The sequence below is a fragment of the Variovorax atrisoli genome, from assembly GCF_014195185.1.
Classification (GTDB): domain Bacteria; phylum Pseudomonadota; class Gammaproteobacteria; order Burkholderiales; family Burkholderiaceae_C; genus Variovorax; species Variovorax atrisoli.
This window is the reverse complement of sequence record NZ_JACIBG010000014.1, coordinates 33,450-50,807: the sequence shown is the minus strand read 5'-3', so window position 1 is coordinate 50,807 and position 17,358 is coordinate 33,450. Positions and strand designations below refer to the sequence as shown.

Sequence of the window (17,358 nt, the reverse complement as noted above, 5' to 3'; positions counted from 1 at the left end):
CTCAGGGCTTGGTGAAGAGGCCGCGCACGTGAGCCTTGGCGGTTTCGAGGTGGTAGCGCAGCGCGTGCTGTGCGGCGTCGACGTCGCGCGCCGCCATGGCCTTGGCGATGGGCCTGTGCGTCTCGGCCAGCACCTTCAGGTCGCCGTAGCTGTCCTCGCTGAGCGCGAGGAACATGCGCACCTCGGTCTGCATGTTGTCGAACAGCCGGTGCAGGTAGTGGTTGCCCGACAGCGCACTGATGGCGAAGTGGAAGTCCAGGTCGAGCGCCACCCGCTCGGGCGACGACAGGATCTCGGCGCGCTCCACCATGTCGTCCACGCGCGCGTCGAGCTGCGCCAGCTCGGCGTCGGTGGCGTGCGTGCAGGCCAGCGATGCGCCCAGCAGCTCGAGCTGGATGCGCACTTCGTACAGGTCGTTGACCTGCTTGGGAGAAACGGTGCGCACCGCGAAGCCGTGCCGCGGGCGCGAGATCAGCAGCCCCAGGCTCTCGAGGCGGCGCGCGGCCTCGCGCACGGGCGCGCGGCTCACGCCCATCTGCCGGGCCAGCTCGGCCTCGACGATGCGTTCGCCGGGCGCGATGCGGCCCGACAGGATGGCTTGCTGCAATTGCGCCTCCACCACGCCGACCAGGTCGGGCACCTGGATCGACGAGAAGGCGGGAGGGGTGGCGGCTTCGGGCCGGCTGGTGTTCATCGGAATTCCTTGTCTCGGTCTCTTGTACGTATCATGCCGGCCCCTTCATTCCGCTCGCCTCGCGCCGGCCGCCGCCCGAGCGGGCCAGGTAGACGCCAGCCACGGCGATCAGCGCCATGCCGGCCAGAGCCGGCGCATCGGGCGGGCGCTGGAACCACAGCGTGCTGATCAGCACCGCCAGCAGCAGCTGCACGTAATTCAGGGGCGCCAGCGTGGCCGCGCCGACGCGGCGGAACGCGGCCAGCAGCAACAGCTGGGCGCTGCCGCTGACGGCGCCGCCGGCGACCAGCAGCGCCATCTCGGGCCAGGGCGGCAGCGTCACGTGCGGCATGAACAGCACGGGCAGGTTCGTGATGACCAGGCAGGCCAGCGCCATGTGCGCGAACTGCACGGGTGCCGGCACCAGCCCCGAGAGCCGCCGCGTGAGCACCTGGAAGAGCGCATAGCAGACGGCGGACACCGCCATCAGCAGCGTGCCCGCCAGCGGCAGGCTGCCGCCCGGGCGCACGATGCACAGCATGCCCGCGAAGCCCAGCAGCACCGCCGTCCACTGCGCGCGGCCCACGCGCTCCCCGAGCAGCCAGGGCGACAGCGCGACCATGATCAGCGGAGCGGTGAAGTAGATCGCGGTGGCCTCCGCCAGCGGCATGGTGACGAGCGCGGTCATGAAGCAGGTGGCCACGATGGCCAGCGCCACGCTGCGCGCGGCCAGCAGCTTCTGGTGCGGCTGGCGCCACAGGTGCAGGTCGCCGTGGCGCAGCAGCAGCACCAGCGCGATGACGCCGATCGCGCTGTATCGGCCCAGGTTGACGACCGCCGGCGCATGCGTGGCGACCATCTGCTTGGCGAAGGCGTCGTACGCCGCGAACAGCACCAGCGCGCAGAGGAAGAGCGCGATGCCCGCGCCCGCGCTGTTCTCGCCACGGTCGTCGCGTGCAAGGGAGACGGCGGCGCGTGCGGCACTCATGCCGGCTGCGACTGCGTCGCTTCCGTCACTGCATCGGAGCTCGCACCGGTATCGGCACCGCGGCAGGCCGTCGTGCAGACGGTCATGCGCGAAGACCTTCCAGGAATGCATCGAGCGCAGCGCCGATCGCCTCGACCATGTAGCCGCCTTCCTGCACCACCACCGTGGGCAGGCCCAGTGCGCGCACGCGCTCGCCGGCGAGGCGGAAGGCTTCCATGTCGAACTTGAGCACGCTGATCGGATCGTCCTTGTAGGTGTCGAAGCCCAGCGGCAGCACCAGCGCCTGCGGCTGGAAGCGCTCGATGGCGGCGGTGGCCTGGTCCAGCGCCTGCGCGAATTCGGCGTTGCCGCTACCGTGCGCCAGCGGCAGGTTCAGGTTGCAGCCTTCACCCTCGCCGGTGCCGCGCTCGTGCGCGTAGCCCGTGTACCAGGGGTAATAGCCGGACGGGTCGGCATGCGTGGAGACGGTCAGCACGTCGCCTCGCTCGTAGAAGATCTGCTGCGTGCCGTCGCCGTGGTGGGCGTCGATGTCGAGCACCGCCACGCGCGCATGGCGCCGTCGCAGCGTGGCGGCCGCGATGGCGCTGTTGTTCACGTAGCAGAAGCCTGCCGCGCGCGCACGCTGCGCATGGTGGCCTGAAGGGCGACACAGGGCATAGGCGATGCTTCCGCCTTCGAGCACCGTCTCGGCCGCCGCCAGAGCGGCGTGGGCCGAGCGCAGGACGGAGCGCCAGGTGTTCGGGCCGATGGGGCATGACAGGTCGCCGACGTACCAGCCCGTCTGCGCCAGGACCGAGGGCGAAGGACAGGGGCCCACGCGCGGTCCGTGCGGCGACATGTTGGGCAGCACCTCGATGCCCGGCTCCAGCCCGAAGCTTTCGACCTTGCGCCAGCGCTCGAACGCGGTTTCCAGGTAGTCGAGATAGTCCGTGCTGTGCACCTGCTCCAGCGCGGCGCGGCCGGCGTCCGGTGGCGCACTGACCGCGATGCCGCATGCGGCCAGCGTTCCCATCAAGGCCTCGGCGCGCGTGGGCAGGTCGGCGGGCTTGCAGATGCGGCCCACGCGCATGTACTGCTGCGGATCGTGCAGCAGCTGGTCGTCGGAGAAGAAGGCCTGCATGTCAGTGCTCCTTCTCGAAGCGGTCCATCGCGCGCGTCAGGCGCGCGAACAGGTCGTCCAGCTCGGCCCGTGTGATGATCAGCGGCGGGCACAGGCCGATGCTGTCGCCCATGGCGCGCACGATCAGGCCTTCTTCCAGCGCCAGGGCCGCGAAGCGGTAGCCGGCCTTGCGGTCGGCGGCGAAGGGCGTGCGCGCGGCCTTGTCGGCGATGAGCTCGATGGCGCCGATCAGGCCCACGCCGCGCACGTTGCCCACCCAGGGCCGTTCGGCGAAGGCGCGCAGCCCGGCCTGGAAGACGGGGGCGAGTTCGCGCACGTGGTCGAGGATGCGCTCGTCCTCGTAGACCTTCAGCGTCTCCAGCGCCACGGCGCAGGCGACCGGGTGGCCCGAATAGGTGTAGCCGTGGCCGAAGCTGCCGAGCTTGCCGCTGTTGGCGGCGATGGCGCTGTGCACCTTCTCGTTGACCATGACCGCCGAGATCGGCACGTAGCCCGAGGACAGCGCCTTGGCGCAGCTCAGGATGTCGGGCTGGATGCCGAAGGTCGTGGAGCCGAACATGTTGCCCGTGCGGCCGAAGCCGCAGATCACCTCGTCGGCGATCATGAGCACGCCGTACTTGCGCAGCACGGCCTGCACCTTCTCGAAGTAGCCGGCCGGCGGCACCAGCACGCCGCCCGCGCCCATCACCGGCTCGGCGATGAAGGCAGCCACGGTCTCGGGCCCTTCGGCCAGGATGGTCTGCTCGAGCTGCTGCGCGAGGCGGCTGGAGAAGTCCTGCTCCGTCTCGCCGGGCTCGGCATAGCGGTAGTGGTGCGGGCAGTCCACGTGCAGGAAGCGCGCGGGCGCGGTGGCGATGGGCAGGTCGAAGTCGCGGTGGTTGCCGTCGAGCCCGCCCATGCTGGCGGCGGCCACGGTCACGCCGTGATAGGCATTGCGCCGCGCGATGATCTTCTTGCGCTGCGGCTGGCCGATGGCGTTGTGGTAGTACCAGACCATCTTCACCGCGCTGTCGTTGGCCTCGGAGCCCGAGTTGGCGAAGAACACGCGCGCCATGGGTGATGGCGCGAGCGCCAGCAGCCGCTCGGCCAGGTCGGCCACCGCCACGTTCGTGCGCTGGTTGAAGGTGTGGTAGTAGGGCAGGGTGTTCAGTGCCTTCGCGCCGGCCGCGGCCAGGCGCTTGTTGGAGAAGCCCAGCGAGGCGCACCACAGGCCCGACATGGCCTCCAGATAGCGCTTGCCCTGTTCGTCGACGACGTGGATGCCGTCGCCCTCGACGATGACCAGCGGCGGCGTCTGCGGCAGCGCGGCCAGGTTGGTGTACGAATGCAGGTGGGTGGCGACGTCCTTGTCGCCGGTGCCGAGGGGTTCTGCCATGGGGTTCCTCTTTGAATGTCGGGCGCTGAAAGAAGGCGGCTACAGGCTCGCCAGGTTGTCGTGGGTCTGACGCGCGATGGCCTCGGGCCGGGTGCGGGTCGCGATGTGGGGCGTGACGATGATGCGCGGATGGCTCCAGAAGGGGTGGGCCGCCGGCAGCGGCTCCTCCACGAAGGCGTCCAGCACGGCGGATGCGATCTGGCCGCTCTCCAGCGCCGCGAGCAGGTCTTCCTGCACGAGGTGGGCGCCGCGCCCGGCGTTGACCAGGCGCGCGCCGCGCGGCAGTTGAGCGAACAGCGACGCATCGAGGATGCCGCGCGTGTCGTCGGTCAGCGGCAGCAGGCAGACCAGGGTGTCGCAGCCGGCCAGGAATTCGGCGCGCGCCGCATCGCCGTGGAAGGCCTCGATGCCCTCGGGCAGATCGCTCTTGGGGCTGCGGCTCCAGCCGCGCACGCGGTAGCCGATGGCGAGCAGCGCCCGCGCGACCGACTGGCCCAGCACGCCCAGGCCGGCAATGCCCACGCGGTGGTGCCGGGGCGGCTCGATGGGCGCTTCCTCCCAGGCCGCGCGGCGCTGGCTCTCGAGATAGGAGCCCATGTGGCGCTGGCCGTGTACCACGGCCCAAGCCACGTAGGCATTCATGCCGTCGGCCATGTCGGGGTCGACGATGCGGCGCACCGGCACGTCGGGAAGCGCCGGGTCGCGCGTGATGTGGTCGGTACCCGCTCCCACCGACTGCACCAGCCGCAGGCGCGGCATGCGCGCGAGCAGCCCCGGCGGCGGCGACCAGCAGACAACGGCTTCGATCTCGCCGAGCGCGTCCAGCTCCTGCACTTCGGTGTCGATGCGGTGCAGCCGCGCCTGCGGAAAGCGTTCGCGGAAGGCGGGCTGCAGGTAGCCCATGGCGATCTGGTCGGAAACCAGTGCGATGTCGAGCGTCATGCGGCCACCGCCTGTTCCGCGGCCGCCGCCGAGAGCCTCGGCTGCGCCTCGATCAGCGTGCGCGTGTACGCATGCTGCGGATTCGCCAGCACCCTGGCGGTCTCGCCGTACTCGACGATCTCGCCGCGCTGCATCACGGCGATGTGGTCGCACATCTCGCCGGCCACCCGCAGGTCGTGCGTTATGAACACCATGGCCAGCTGGAAGCGCTCGCGCACCTCGGCGAAGAGCTTCAGCACCTGGGCCTGCACCGATACGTCGAGCGCGGAGACAGGCTCGTCCGCCACCAGCAGCTGCGGCTCCATGGCCAGGGCGCGCGCGATGCCGATGCGCTGGCGCTGGCCGCCGGAGAACTCGTGCGGAAAGCGCTCCGCCGCGTCGGGCTTGAGGCCCACCAGCTCGAGCAGCTCCATTGCGCGGGCCATGGCCTGGGCCTTGGGCATGCCCTGGGCGATGGGGCCGGCCGCAATGGCCGGGCCGATGCGGTGGCGCGGATTCAGCGAGGCATACGGGTCCTGGAACACCATCTGGATCTTTCCTTGCGACTGCGCCCGGAACTGCGCGCCCGATTGCAGCGTGCGACCCTTGAACAGCACGCGGCCGCTGTCGAAGGGCGCGAGGCCCACGATGCAGCGCCCCACGGTCGACTTGCCCGAGCCGGACTCGCCGACCAGCCCCAGCGTCTCGCCGCGGCGCAGCTCGAACGACAGGCCCTTGGCCGCCTCCACCCGGCGGCCCTTGCTGAACAGGCCGCCGCCGGTCACGTAGGTCTTGCGCAGCTCCTGCACCTGCAGCACGTGCTCGACGGGGCGCTGGTCGGCCGGCGCACGCACCTGCCCATTCGGAATGGCCGCGATGAGCTTGCGCGTGTAGGCGTGCTGCGGCCGGGCCAGCACGGCAGAGGCCGGTCCGGCCTCGACCACCTCACCCGTCTGCATCACGACCACCTCGTCGGCGATCTCGGAGACCACGCCGAAGTCGTGCGTGATGAACAGCACCGCCGTGCCCTTGCGCTGCTGCAGCTCGCGGATGAGCTTCAGGATCTGCGCCTGCGTGGTCACGTCGAGTGCGGTGGTGGGCTCGTCGCAGATCAGCAGCGCCGGCTCCAGCACCAGCGCACAGGCGATCATCACGCGCTGGCGCTGCCCGCCGGACAGGCGGAACGGATAGCTGTCGATCAGCACCTCGGGCTCGGGCATGCCGACGTCGGCCAGCGCCGCGAGGATGCGCTGGCGCTTCTGCGCGGCCGAGAGCTTCACATGGGCGTCGAACACCTCGGCGATCTGCTCGCCGATGCGCATCACAGGGTTCAGTGCCGTCATCGGCTCCTGGAACACCATGCCGATGCGCCGGCCGCGCAGCGTGCGAAGCTGTGCCTCGTCGAGCTGCAGCAGGTCCTGGCCGTCGAAGAGGATGCGGCCGGCCACGGGCTCCACGTGCGGCCGCGGCAGCAGGCCCATGATGGCGTTGGCGATCATCGACTTGCCGGAGCCCGATTCGCCGACCACGCACAGCGTCTGGCCCGGCAGCAGCTGCAGCGAAGCGCCGCGCACCGCCAGTTCGCGGTCGGCCCCCTGGGGCAGGCGGATGTCCAGGCCCTGGACGTCGAGCACGGGAAGTACGAGCTTTTCCATTTTCATTTGCCCCTCCCGTCGGCGCGCGCGTTGAGGCCGTCGTTCAGGCCCTCGCCGACCAGGTTCAGCGCGAGCACCGTGAGCAGAATGGCCACGCCCGGGAACACCGCCATCCACCAGGCCTGGCGCAGCACCGTGCGCGCCGAGCCGACCATGTAGCCCCAGCTCATCTGGTTCGGGTCGCCCAAGCCCAGGAAGCTCAGGCTGGACTCCAGCAGGATGGCCGTGGCCACCATCAGCGAGGCCATCACCACGATGGGCGAGGCGGCGTTGGGCAGGATCTGCGTGAGGATGATGCGCGGCGTCGACTGGCCCGCCAGCTGGGCCGCCGCCACGAAGTCGCGCTGGCGCAGCGTCAGGAACTCGCTGCGCACCAGCCGCGCCACAGGCGGCCACGACACGATCGCGATGGCCGTGACGATCGACTGCACCGAGGGCTGGAATATGGCCACCAGCACGATGGCCAGCGCGAAGCTCGGGATGGCCTGGAACAGCTCGGTGAAGCGCATCAGCGTGGCGTCGATCCAGCCGCCGAAGTAGCCCGAGACGGCGCCGATGCTCACGCCGATCAGCAGCGAGACCACCGTGGACACCACGCCGATCAGCAGCGAGACGCGCGCGCCGGTGACGATGCCCGACAGGATGTCGCGGCCCATGGTGTCGGTGCCCAGGAGCAGGCCCTGTTCCGCCATGGGCGCCGCGAAGGGCGTGCCTACCATGTCCCAGGGGTTGTTCTGTGCGACGAAGGGCCCGAGGGCCGTGACCAGCGCCACCAGCATCAGCACGATCAGGCCGAAGACCGCGCCCTTGTTGCGGCTGAAGCGCCGCCAGAATTTGCTTTTCATGAAGGGCTCCTTGGCTCAGCTCAGCTCGATGCGGGGATCGACGAGCGTGTAGACGAAGTCGGTGATCAGGTTGAACAGCACGGCCATGGCCGCGGTGAACAGGAAGCAGCCGAGCAGCAGGTTGTAGTCGCGCTGCAGCAGCGCGTCGAACATGAGCCGGCCGATGCCGGGCCAGGCGAACACCGTCTCGGTGAGCACGGCGCCGCCGATCATTCCGCCGGCCTGGATGCCCGCGAGCGTGACCACCGGCAGCAGCGCGTTGCGCAGGGTGTGCTTGCGCTGGATGCGCCCGGGCGCCACGCCCTTGGCGCGCGCGGTCTTCACGAAGTCCATCTGCGCGACTTCCAGCATGGAGGCGCGCGTCATGCGCGCATAGACCGCCATGTAGAACAGCGCCAGCGTGAGCGAGGGCAGGATCAGGTGCTTGGCGATGTCCAGCGCCTTGTCGATGCCCGTGAGGTCCGCGCCCACGGTGAAGAAGCCGAAGGCGGGCAGCAGGTCGAGCTGCACCGTGAAGAGCAGCACCGCCATCATCGCCAGCCAGTAGAGAGGCGTTGCGTAGAACACCAGCGCGACCACTGTGATGAGGCTGTCCTGCCACTTGCCCGCGTTGCGGCTGGCCAGCGCGCCCAGCACGATGCCGAACAGCAGCGAGAGCCCGAAGGCCGTGCCCGTCAGCAGCAGCGTGGCGGGCAGGCGCTGCAGGATCAGGTCGACCACGGGCTGCTGCTGGCGGTAGGAGAAGCCCAGGTCGAGCTTGAGCACGTGGCCCAGGTAGTTGCCGAGCTGCACGGGCAGCGGCTGGTCGAGGCCGAACTGCTGGCGCAGCTGGGCCACGAACTGCGCGTCGGACGCGCCGGCCTCGCCGGCCATGACGGACACCGGATCGCCCGGCGCCGCGCGAACCAGCAGGAAGTTGACGGTGGCGATCACCAGCAGGGCCATCAGGCCCTGCAGCAGCCGCACGGACATGAACTGCAGTCGTTTCATGGCAAGCTCGATTCGGGCATGCGGTGGCCCGGCCCATCAGGTCGGCATGGCCCGGCGCCGCACGCGGGGGAGGGAGGTCAGGCCAGCTTGACGCGGCCCAGGCTGTCGTTCAGGCCGATGCCGGAGGACACCACGTTCTGGATCTTGGTGCGGTACAGCGTCGGGAAGTTGATCTCGTGCAGCCAGGCCACGGGCACCTCGTCGACCAGCAGCTTCTGCACTTCCAGGTAGATCGCGCGGCGCTTGGCCGGGTCGCTTTCGCGCGCACCGGCGGCGAACAGCTCGTCGACCTTGGGGTTGGAGTAGCCGGCCACGTTGTTGAAGGGTGAGCCCTTGGCGATGTTGTCGCTGGTGTAGTTGCGTGCCACGCCGAGCGCCGGGTCGCCGTACTGGTAGACGTAGGTGAAGGCCAGGTCGAAGTCCCACTCGCTGTTGCGCTGGTTCCAGCCGGCCACGTCGGTGGCGACCATCTCGATCTTGATGCCGGCCTGCGTGAGGTTCTGGCGCACGATCTCGGCCTGGCGCTGCCACGATTCGCCGTAGGGCAGCGGCAGCAGGCGCAGCGTCTCGCCCTTGTAGCCCGATTCGGACAGCAGCTTCTTGGCCTTGGCGAGGTCGCGCGGGTACTTGGTCACCTCGTCGCTGGCGTAGGCGATGTGGCTGTTGAACGGGCCGGTGGCCGGCTTGGCGTAGCCGTACCAGGCGACCTTGGCCATGGCCTCGCGGTCGATGGCGGTCCACACGGCCTGGCGGAACTTCACGTTGTTCATGGGCGCCGTGCGGTTGTTCATCCACAGCCAGCTGTGCGGCGCGAAGAACTCCCAGCCCTTGGTGGTCACGGCCGCGCCCGGCAGCTTGGCCAGGCGGCCCACGTCGAAGTACTCCACCGTGCCGCCCGGGGCGATGTCGACCTTGCCCGACTCGAAAGCCGCGGCGCGCGCGGCCGCGTCGGGGATGACGTGGAAATACACGCTCTCCACGCTCACGACGCCGGGCTGGTGGTAGTTCTCGTTGGCCACGAGGTTGATGTAGGAGCCCTTGACCCATTCCTTGAACTTGAGCGGTCCGGTGCCGATGGGCGTGGCGTTGGCGGGGTTGGTCGCGAAGTCGGTGCCTTCGTAGATGTGCTTGGGCACCATGGGCATGGTGCCGTTCTCGAAGATGCCCATGAAGGGGCCGAAGGGCTGCTTGAGCTTGAACTCCACGGTGAGCGGGTCGAGTGCCTTGATCGATTCCACCTGCGCCAGGCTGGCGCGGAAGCGCGCGTGCGTCTTGCGCAGGAACACGTCGCACGAGAACACCACGTCGTCGGCGGTGAAGGGCTTGCCGTCGTGCCACTTGACGTTGGGCTTGAGCTTGAAGACGTAGGTCTTGCTGTCCGCGCTCACGGTCCACGAAGTGGCGAGCTGCGGCTGGGGCTCGAGCTTCTCGTTGTAGCGCAGCAGGCCTTCGTAGATGTTGCCGGCGATCAGCTGAGTGGGGCCGTTCTGCACGATGCCCATCATCAGGCCGGGCGGCTCGGGCTGCACCAGCACGTTGACGACACCCTTCCTGGCCTGCGCCAGGCTGTGCAGGGGCACCCCGGCGATGGACAGGCCTAGGGCGGCGGAGCCGGCTTGGATCAGGTTGCGGCGTTTCATCGGAGCGGACCTTTCGAAGTGGGTAGGGCAGTGAAGAACGGGTGAATCTCAGTCGCGGAAGGAGGCTGGGCTGGCCGGGGCCAGGCGCTGAAGGAGCGCGCGCCATTCGCGGGCGTAGGGGTCGTGCGGTGCGGAGGCGAGGCGGTTGGTGTCGCCGCTTTCGTACTGGCGCGCGGTCAGCTCGCAGACCTCCTCGGGCACCGGGTGCACGGCCTGGCCGGTGCCCTGGATGGCGACCTGCACGCGGCAGGCGCGCTCCAGGTTGTGCATCAGGATGAAGGCCTCGGCCACGCTGCGGCCCAGCGTGATCAGGCCGTGGTTGCGCAGGATCAGTGCGCGGGAAGTCGGGCCCAGGTCGGCGACCAGGCGCTCGCGCTCCTCGTGGTTGAGCGCGATCCCCTCGAACTCGTGGTACGTCACGCGGTTGTGGAACTGCAGCGCCCACTGGTTGCACGGCTGCAGCCCGCCGGCCAGCGAGGACACCGCGACACCGGCGACGGTGTGGGTGTGCAGCACGCAGACCGCGTCATGGCGCGCGGCATGCACCGCGCTGTGGATCGTGAAGCCGGCCGGATTCACGTCGTATTCGGAGGGCTCGACGATGTTGCCGTCCAGGTCGATCTTCACGAGCGAGGACGCCGTGATGTCGCGAAACAGCATGCCGAAGGGGTTGATCAGGAATTGGTCCGTGGTGCCGGGCACGCGCGCGGAGATGTGGGTGTAGATGCTGTCGTCCATCCCGTAGAGGGCGACGAGCCGGTAGGCGGCTGCCAGGTCCTGCCGGAGCTGGCGCTCCGCGGCCGTCATGGGCGGGCGGGCGCTGCCGCGTACGTCCGGGATGCTTCGTTCTGTTGTTTCCATTGAATCTCCGAAGATCGACTGTCAGCTGTCGACAGTATTCATCATGCAGGTTGCGTGCCAGCCCAGACATCGGCGAAAACCCGGAAATTGGCGGCAGATGGCGCCTTGGCGGGGTTGCGCGTGCACCGCGAGCGGGCGCGGTTCTCGATTTGCGTGCAAGCCGCACAGCACGACGGCGCGGATGCTTCCGCGCTGGCGGCCTCACAAATATCTTTGTCGGCCGAAAGGCTCAGTGCTTCGACGCTGCCTTATAATCACGAAAAAGCACGATCGTTCTTTTTTATGGCGCCAGCGCCAGCGGGAAGAATGGAGAGGCGGCAAAGGTCGCGCCCTAGAATGACCGGTTTGCCCTCGAAGCCCCCTTTTTGCAATCCAATGGAGTCAAGTCAATGAAGGTTCTTGTGCCTGTCAAACGGGTCGTCGATTACAACGTGAAGGTGCGCGTGAAGAGCGACGGCACCGGAGTGGACATTGCCAACGTCAAGATGAGCATGAACCCCTTCGACGAGATCGCCGTTGAAGAAGCGGTGCGGCTGAAGGAAAAGGGCGTGGTCACCGAAGTGATCGCCGTCTCCTGCGGCGACGCCAAGAGCCAGGAAACCCTGCGCACCGCCATGGCCATCGGCGCCGACCGCGGCATCCTGGTGGAAACCGCTGAAGAACTGCAGCCCCTGGCCGTGGCCAAGCTGCTGAAGGCGCTGGTCGACAAGGAACAGCCCCAGCTCATCATCCTCGGCAAGCAGGCTATCGACGACGACGCCAACCAGACCGGCCAGATGCTGGCTGCGCTGGCAGATCTTCCCCAGGCTACTTTCGCCTCGAAGGTCGAAGTCGCCGGTGACAAGGCCACCGTCACCCGTGAAGTCGACGGCGGCCTGGAGACCGTGGCGCTCACGTTGCCCGCGGTCATCACCACCGACCTGCGCCTGAACGAGCCGCGCTACGTGACGCTGCCCAACATCATGAAGGCCAAGAAGAAGCAGCTGGACACGGTCAAGCCGGAGGACCTGGGCGTGGACGTGAAGCCTCGCCTGAAGACGCTCAAGGTCGCTGAGCCGCCCAAGCGCGGTGCCGGCATCAAGGTGCCTGATGTTGCAACGCTGGTGGACAAACTGAAGAACGAAGCGAAGGTGATCTGAACATGACCGCACTTGTTATTGCCGAACACGACCACGCCAGCATCAAGCCGGCCACCCTCAACACCGTGACCGCAGCGCTGGCTTGCGGTGGTGACGTCCATGTGCTGGTGGCTGGCGCCAATGCCGCCGAAGCTGCCAAGGCGGCTGCCCAGATCGCTGGCGTCTCCAAGGTCATCGCAGCCGACAGCCCGAGCCTGGCCGAGAACCTCGCCGAGAACGTCGCAGCCCAGGTGCTCGCGATCGCCGGCAGCTACAGCCACATCCTCTTCCCCTCGACCGCCAACGGCAAGAACGTCGCCCCGCGCGTGGCCGCCAAGCTGGACGTGGCGCAGATCAGCGACATCACGGCCGTGGTGAGCGCCGACACCTTCGAGCGTCCGATCTACGCGGGTAACGCGATTGCCACCGTGCAGAGCAGCGACGCCACCAAGGTGATCACCGTTCGTACGACCGGTTTCGACGCAGCGGCTGCCACCGGTGGCAGCGCTGCAGTGGAAAACGCTGCAGGCGTGGCCGACAGCGGCAAGAGCAGCTTCGTGGGCCGCGAAGTCACGAAGAGCGAGCGCCCTGAGCTGACGGCAGCCAAGATCATCGTCTCCGGTGGCCGCGCCCTGGGCAGCGCCGAGAAGTTCACCGAAGTGATGGCACCTCTGGCCGACAAGCTCAACGCCGGTCTCGGCGCCAGCCGCGCAGCCGTCGACGCGGGCTACGCCCCGAACGACTGGCAAGTGGGCCAGACCGGCAAGATCGTCGCGCCGCAGCTGTACATCGCAGCGGGCATCTCGGGCGCGATCCAGCACTTGGCCGGCATGAAGGACTCCAAGGTGATCGTGGCGATCAACAAGGACGAAGAAGCCCCGATCTTCTCGGTGGCCGACTACGGCCTTGTGGCCGACCTGTTCACGGCCGTGCCGGAACTGGTGAAAGCGCTCTGATCGCATCGCTGCACTGAGCCAGAGGGCATCGTTCGCGATGCCCTTTTCGTATCCGCTGTATCTGGAGACATGACATGAGCTATACCGCCCCCATCAAGGACATGCTGTTCGACATCGAACACCTGGCCAACATCGGCGAGATCGCGAAGCTGCCCGGCTTCGAGGATGCCGGCCTCGAAACCGCACAGGCCGTGCTCGAAGAGTGCGCGCGCTTCAACCAGGACGTGATCGCGCCGCTGAACGTGGCGGGCGACCGCGATCCCTCGTCGTTCAAGGATGGCGCCGTCACCACCACACCGGGCTTCAAGGAAGCCTTCGCGCAGTACGTGGCGGGTGGCTGGCAGGGGCTGCAGCATCCGGCGGACTTCGGCGGCCAGGGTCTGCCCAAGACCATCGGCGCGGCCTGCGGCGAGATGCTCAACTCGGCCAACATGAGCTTCGCGCTGTGTCCGCTGCTGAGCGACGGCGCCATCGAGGCGCTGCTCACGGCCGGCTCGGACGAACTCAAGGCCACCTACCTCGAGAAGCTCGTGAGCGGCCAGTGGACCGGCACGATGAACCTCACAGAGCCGCAGGCCGGCAGCGACCTCGCCCTGGTGCGCACCCGCGCCGAGCCGCAGCCCGACGGCACCTACAAGGTGTTCGGCACCAAGATCTTCATCACCTACGGCGAGCACGACATGGCGGAGAACATCGTGCACCTCGTGCTGGCACGCGTGGCCGGCGCGCCCGAGGGCGTGAAGGGCATCAGCCTGTTCGTCGTGCCGAAGTTCCTGGTCAACAAGGACGGCACGCTCGGCGAGCGCAACGACGTGCACTGCGTGAGCATCGAGCACAAGATGGGCATCAAGGCATCGCCCACGGCTGTGCTGCAGTATGGAGACCACGGCGGTGCCATCGGTTACTTGGTGGGCCAGGAGAACCGCGGCCTCGAGTACATGTTCATCATGATGAACTCCGCCCGCTACGCGGTGGGCATGCAGGGCATCGCGATCGCCGAGCGTGCCTACCAGCACGCGGTGGCCTACGCCAGGGAGCGCGTGCAGAGCCGTCCGGTGGACGGCTCCATGAACACCAGCGCGCCGATCATCCATCACCCCGACGTCAAGCGCATGCTGATGACGATGCGCGCCTATACCGAGGGCTGCCGCGCGATGTCCAGCGTGGCCGCCGCCGCCTACGACGCCGCGCACCATCACCCCGATGCCGATGCGCGCAAGCAGAACCAGGCCTTCTATGAGTTCATGGTGCCGCTGGTGAAGGGCTACAGCACCGAGATGAGCCTCGAAGTGGCCTCGCTGGGCGTCCAGGTGCACGGCGGCATGGGCTTCATCGAGGAGACCGGCGCGGCGCAGTACTACCGCGACGCCAAGATCCTGACGATCTACGAAGGCACCACCGCCATCCAGGCGAACGACCTCGTGGGCCGCAAGACGGCGCGCGACGGCGGCCAGACGGCCAAGGCGATCGCCGCGCAGATCGAGAAGACCGAGGCCGAGCTGGCCAGGATCGACAACCCCGCTGCCGCGGCCGTGCTCAAGCGCCTGAAGGCTGCGCGCGAAGCCTTCGTCGAGGTGGTCGACTTCGTGGCGGGCCAGACCAAGGCATCGCCCAACGCGGTCTTCGCGGGCAGCGTGCCCTACCTGATGCTCGCGGGCAACCTGGTGGCCGGCTGGCAGCTGGCGCGCTCGCTGATCATTGCGCAAGACCTCGCCTCGCGCAGCTTCGACACCGACTTCATGCTGGCGAAGATCGCCACCGCGCGCTTCTACGCCGAGCACATCCTCAACAAGGTGCCGGGCATCCGCGACAGCATCGTCGACGGTGCCGAGAGCGTGACGGCGCTGGCGCTCGAGGCTTTCTGAATACGGACAGCCGAACGCAGCAGTCGCAAAGGTTACGCAGAAGTCGCAGAAGAAAAACCAGAATTTGTCTTCGGGTCCTTTCGCGACCTTTGCGTAGTTTTTGTCTTCCTTCTGCGTTCGGCTGCCCGATCCCGCATTCAACACAACTTTCAAGAGACAAGCATCATGTCGAAACTGCCCCCCGTCCTCGCGAACCTGCCGCTGCCGATCATCGGCTCGCCGCTGTTCATCATCAGCAACCCCAAGCTCGTGATCGCGCAATGCAAGGCGGGCGTGGTGGGTTCGATGCCGGCGCTCAACGCGCGTCCTGCGGCGCAGCTGGAAGACTGGCTCGCCGAGATCACCGAGGAACTGGCGGCCTACAACAAGGCCAACCCCGACAAGCCCGCTGCACCGTTCGCCATCAACCAGATCGTGCACAAGAGTAATGACCGGCTCGAGCACGACATGGAGATGGTCGTGAAGTACAAGGTGCCGATCGTCATCACCTCGCTGGGTGCGCGCACCGACGTGAACGACGCGGTACACAGCTACGGCGGCGTGACGCTGCACGACATCATCAACAACAAGTTCGCGCAGAAGGCGATCGAGAAGGGCGCCGACGGCATCATCGCCGTGGCGGCCGGTGCCGGCGGCCATGCGGGCACGAAGAGCCCGTTCGCGCTGGTGCAGGAGATCCGCCAGTGGTTCGACGGCCCGATCGCGCTGTCGGGCTCCATCGCCACCGGCGGCGCAGTGCTGGCCGCGCAGGCCATGGGTGCCGACTTCGCCTACATCGGCACCGCGTTCATCGCCACCGAGGAAGCGCGCGCGAGCGACGACTACAAGCAGGCCATCGTCGACGGCACCTCGGACGACATCGTCTACTCCAACCTCTTCACCGGCGTGCACGGCAACTACCTGGCGCCCAGCATCGTCAAGGCCGGCATGGACCCGAACAACCTGCCCGAAGGCGACGTGAAGACGATGAACTTCGGCGGCGGCGAAGGCAGCAAGGCCAAGGCCTGGAAGGACATCTGGGGCTCGGGCCAGGGCATCGGCGCGGTGACCGAGGTGGCGACCGCCGGGGCGTTCATCGAGAAGCTCAAGCGCGAATACCAGGAGGCAAGGCAGCGGCTCGCGCTGTGACCCCGCTAGCGAACGGCGTCGCGCCCGTCGCGGTCGCGCCGCCGTCTTCTCCATCTTCTCCGCCGGCTCCGTCCTCTCCCTCCGCGGGGCGCATGCCGCTGCTCGATGCCGCCAAGGGCATCGCCTGCGCGGTGATCGTGGGGCATCACTTGTCGCGCTACGGCCCGATGCCGGCCGGTGCGTATACGCTCGCGCCCGACTTCTTCGGCTGGCTCTCCGAGGACGGGCGGCTGGCGGTGCAGGTGTTCCTGGTGATCGCCGGGTTCCTGGCGGCCGCCAGCCTCGCACCCGATGGAACGCTGCGAGTGGAGCGGCCGGTGGCGCGCATCCTGCAGCGCTATGGGCGGCTCGTGATGCCTTACCTAGCCGCGCTCACGGTGTGCGTGATCGTCGCTGCGGTGGTTCGGCCGTGGCTCGACGAAGAGGTTGTGCCGGCGTCGCCCACCTTCGGGCAGCTGGTCGCCCATGGCTTGCTGCTGCAGGACCTGCTTGGCTACGAGTCGCTCTCCACGGGCGTGTGGTACGTGGCCATCGACTTCCAGCTCTTCGCGCTGGCCTTGGTGCTCGTCGGGCTGCCGTCGATGCTGCAGCGCGCCGGCGGCGCCGTGCCGCAGGGCCTTCGCGCGCGATGGCTGCCGGTGGCGCTGGTCTTCGGGCTGGCGGTGGCTTCGCTCGTGCTCTTCAACCGCAATGCAGGGCTGGACGACACGGCTTTCTATTTCTTCGGCACCTACGGGCTGGGCATGCTGGTGTTCTGGATCGGACGCGCGACGCGGTTCAGCATCTGGCAGAGCGGCATCGCGTTGCTGGCGCTGATCGGGGCGGGAGCGCTCGCCATCGACTGGCGCAGCCGCATCGCGACGGCGCTGGTCGCCGCGCTTTTGATCGCCGTCGCGCAACGCCGCAACTGGCTGTCGCCGAAGCACTGGCCGGTGGCGGCCATGCCGCTCGTGCGGCTGGGGCGGATGTCGTATTCGCTGTTTCTCATCCACTTCCCGGTGCTGCTCGCCATGAACGCGGCGGTCGCGAACGCGGGGCCGCATGGCTCGTGGTTCGACGCGGCGGGGCTTGCCGCGACCTTCGGCCTGTCGGTGGTCGCGGGGGCGCTGCTGTACCGCTGGGTGGAGGCGCGTCCCGCTTCATGGCGCGCAGTGTTCGCGCTGTTCGCTGCGCTGCTGGTCAGCGGAATAGTCGTTTCTCATTAAGGAGCGGGCGCGCCGGCG

General features: G+C 68.1%; 15 protein-coding genes. 5 read left to right on the top strand and 10 right to left on the bottom strand.

Going from position 1 to position 17,358, the window contains the following annotated elements:
- Position 1: 1 nt before the first annotated feature.
- The 10 genes from FHY06_RS32755 to FHY06_RS32710 form a co-directional block, all read right to left on the bottom strand.
- On the bottom strand, positions 2-694 hold the full coding sequence (locus FHY06_RS32755; protein WP_184607493.1) for a GntR family transcriptional regulator: 693 nt from the start codon (positions 692-694) through the stop codon (positions 2-4).
- 31 nt (positions 695-725) lie between these two features.
- On the bottom strand, positions 726-1,661 hold the full coding sequence (locus tag FHY06_RS32750) for a DMT family transporter (protein ID WP_184607492.1): 936 nt from the start codon (positions 1,659-1,661) through the stop codon (positions 726-728).
- A gap of 82 nt (positions 1,662-1,743) precedes the next feature.
- Positions 1,744-2,781 carry a histone deacetylase family protein gene (locus FHY06_RS32745; protein ID WP_184607491.1) on the bottom strand — a complete coding sequence of 346 codons (1,038 nt, stop codon included), beginning with the start codon at positions 2,779-2,781 and terminating at the stop codon, positions 1,744-1,746.
- A 1-nt stretch (position 2,782) separates the two neighbouring features.
- Positions 2,783-4,156: an aspartate aminotransferase family protein gene (locus FHY06_RS32740; RefSeq protein ID WP_184607490.1), complete on the bottom strand. Its 1,374-nt coding sequence runs from the start codon at positions 4,154-4,156 to the stop codon at positions 2,783-2,785.
- A gap of 39 nt (positions 4,157-4,195) precedes the next feature.
- Positions 4,196-5,098: a 2-hydroxyacid dehydrogenase gene (locus FHY06_RS32735; protein WP_132751503.1), complete on the bottom strand. Its 903-nt coding sequence runs from the start codon at positions 5,096-5,098 to the stop codon at positions 4,196-4,198.
- On the bottom strand, positions 5,095-6,732 hold the full coding sequence (locus FHY06_RS32730) for an ABC transporter ATP-binding protein (protein WP_184607532.1): 1,638 nt from the start codon (positions 6,730-6,732) through the stop codon (positions 5,095-5,097). Before FHY06_RS32730 ends, FHY06_RS32735 begins: the two co-directional genes overlap by 4 nt.
- 2 nt (positions 6,733-6,734) lie before the next feature.
- Positions 6,735-7,577: an ABC transporter permease gene (locus tag FHY06_RS32725; protein WP_019656076.1), complete on the bottom strand. Its 843-nt coding sequence runs from the start codon at positions 7,575-7,577 to the stop codon at positions 6,735-6,737.
- A 15-nt stretch (positions 7,578-7,592) separates the two neighbouring features.
- Entirely contained in the window at positions 7,593-8,567 is a 975-nt protein-coding gene (locus FHY06_RS32720; RefSeq protein WP_184607489.1) for an ABC transporter permease, read from the bottom strand.
- A 77-nt stretch (positions 8,568-8,644) separates the two neighbouring features.
- The gene (locus FHY06_RS32715; RefSeq protein WP_019656078.1) at positions 8,645-10,207 is read right to left on the bottom strand and encodes an ABC transporter substrate-binding protein; all 1,563 of its coding nucleotides are present in this window, start codon (positions 10,205-10,207) and stop codon (positions 8,645-8,647) included.
- Positions 10,208-10,255: 48 nt separating this feature from the next.
- Positions 10,256-11,068, bottom strand: coding sequence for a class II aldolase/adducin family protein (locus FHY06_RS32710; RefSeq protein ID WP_184607488.1), 813 nt, complete (start codon positions 11,066-11,068; stop codon positions 10,256-10,258).
- Between the two features lie 389 nt (positions 11,069-11,457).
- Here FHY06_RS32710 and FHY06_RS32705 point away from each other — a divergent pair, with 389 nt between their 5' ends.
- From FHY06_RS32705 to FHY06_RS32685, 5 genes are all read left to right on the top strand, one after another.
- Positions 11,458-12,207 (top strand): electron transfer flavoprotein subunit beta/FixA family protein, encoded by a 750-nt coding sequence (locus FHY06_RS32705; protein ID WP_019656080.1) that lies wholly within the window; start codon positions 11,458-11,460, stop codon positions 12,205-12,207.
- A gap of 2 nt (positions 12,208-12,209) precedes the next feature.
- Positions 12,210-13,142 carry an electron transfer flavoprotein subunit alpha/FixB family protein gene (locus tag FHY06_RS32700; RefSeq protein WP_132751499.1) on the top strand — a complete coding sequence of 311 codons (933 nt, stop codon included), beginning with the start codon at positions 12,210-12,212 and terminating at the stop codon, positions 13,140-13,142.
- Between the two features lie 74 nt (positions 13,143-13,216).
- Positions 13,217-15,007 (top strand): acyl-CoA dehydrogenase, encoded by a 1,791-nt coding sequence (locus FHY06_RS32695; RefSeq protein ID WP_132751498.1) that lies wholly within the window; start codon positions 13,217-13,219, stop codon positions 15,005-15,007.
- A 165-nt stretch (positions 15,008-15,172) separates the two neighbouring features.
- Positions 15,173-16,135: an NAD(P)H-dependent flavin oxidoreductase gene (locus FHY06_RS32690; protein WP_019658660.1), complete on the top strand. Its 963-nt coding sequence runs from the start codon at positions 15,173-15,175 to the stop codon at positions 16,133-16,135.
- 92 nt (positions 16,136-16,227) lie between these two features.
- Positions 16,228-17,340: an acyltransferase family protein gene (locus FHY06_RS32685; protein ID WP_184607487.1), complete on the top strand. Its 1,113-nt coding sequence runs from the start codon at positions 16,228-16,230 to the stop codon at positions 17,338-17,340.
- The last annotated feature ends 18 nt before the right edge of the window (positions 17,341-17,358 follow it).

Excerpts from the sequence above, each read along its gene's own strand:
- FHY06_RS32690 (WP_019658660.1), top strand. The coding sequence starts at position 15,173 with ATGTCGAAACTGCCCCCCGTCCTCGCGAACCTGCCGCTGCCGATCATC.
- FHY06_RS32710 (WP_184607488.1), bottom strand. The coding sequence starts at position 11,068 with ATGGAAACAACAGAACGAAGCATCCCGGACGTACGCGGCAGCGCCCGC.
- FHY06_RS32730 (WP_184607532.1), bottom strand. The coding sequence starts at position 6,732 with ATGGAAAAGCTCGTACTTCCCGTGCTCGACGTCCAGGGCCTGGACATC.
- FHY06_RS32740 (WP_184607490.1), bottom strand. The coding sequence starts at position 4,156 with ATGGCAGAACCCCTCGGCACCGGCGACAAGGACGTCGCCACCCACCTG.
- FHY06_RS32695 (WP_132751498.1), top strand. The coding sequence starts at position 13,217 with ATGAGCTATACCGCCCCCATCAAGGACATGCTGTTCGACATCGAACAC.
- FHY06_RS32685 (WP_184607487.1), top strand. The coding sequence starts at position 16,228 with ATGCCGCTGCTCGATGCCGCCAAGGGCATCGCCTGCGCGGTGATCGTG.
- FHY06_RS32725 (WP_019656076.1), bottom strand. The coding sequence starts at position 7,577 with ATGAAAAGCAAATTCTGGCGGCGCTTCAGCCGCAACAAGGGCGCGGTC.
- FHY06_RS32705 (WP_019656080.1), top strand. The coding sequence starts at position 11,458 with ATGAAGGTTCTTGTGCCTGTCAAACGGGTCGTCGATTACAACGTGAAG.
- FHY06_RS32755 (WP_184607493.1), bottom strand. The coding sequence starts at position 694 with ATGAACACCAGCCGGCCCGAAGCCGCCACCCCTCCCGCCTTCTCGTCG.
- FHY06_RS32745 (WP_184607491.1), bottom strand. The coding sequence starts at position 2,781 with ATGCAGGCCTTCTTCTCCGACGACCAGCTGCTGCACGATCCGCAGCAG.
- FHY06_RS32750 (WP_184607492.1), bottom strand. The coding sequence starts at position 1,661 with ATGAGTGCCGCACGCGCCGCCGTCTCCCTTGCACGCGACGACCGTGGC.
- FHY06_RS32735 (WP_132751503.1), bottom strand. The coding sequence starts at position 5,098 with ATGACGCTCGACATCGCACTGGTTTCCGACCAGATCGCCATGGGCTAC.
- FHY06_RS32715 (WP_019656078.1), bottom strand. The coding sequence starts at position 10,207 with ATGAAACGCCGCAACCTGATCCAAGCCGGCTCCGCCGCCCTAGGCCTG.
- FHY06_RS32700 (WP_132751499.1), top strand. The coding sequence starts at position 12,210 with ATGACCGCACTTGTTATTGCCGAACACGACCACGCCAGCATCAAGCCG.
- FHY06_RS32720 (WP_184607489.1), bottom strand. The coding sequence starts at position 8,567 with ATGAAACGACTGCAGTTCATGTCCGTGCGGCTGCTGCAGGGCCTGATG.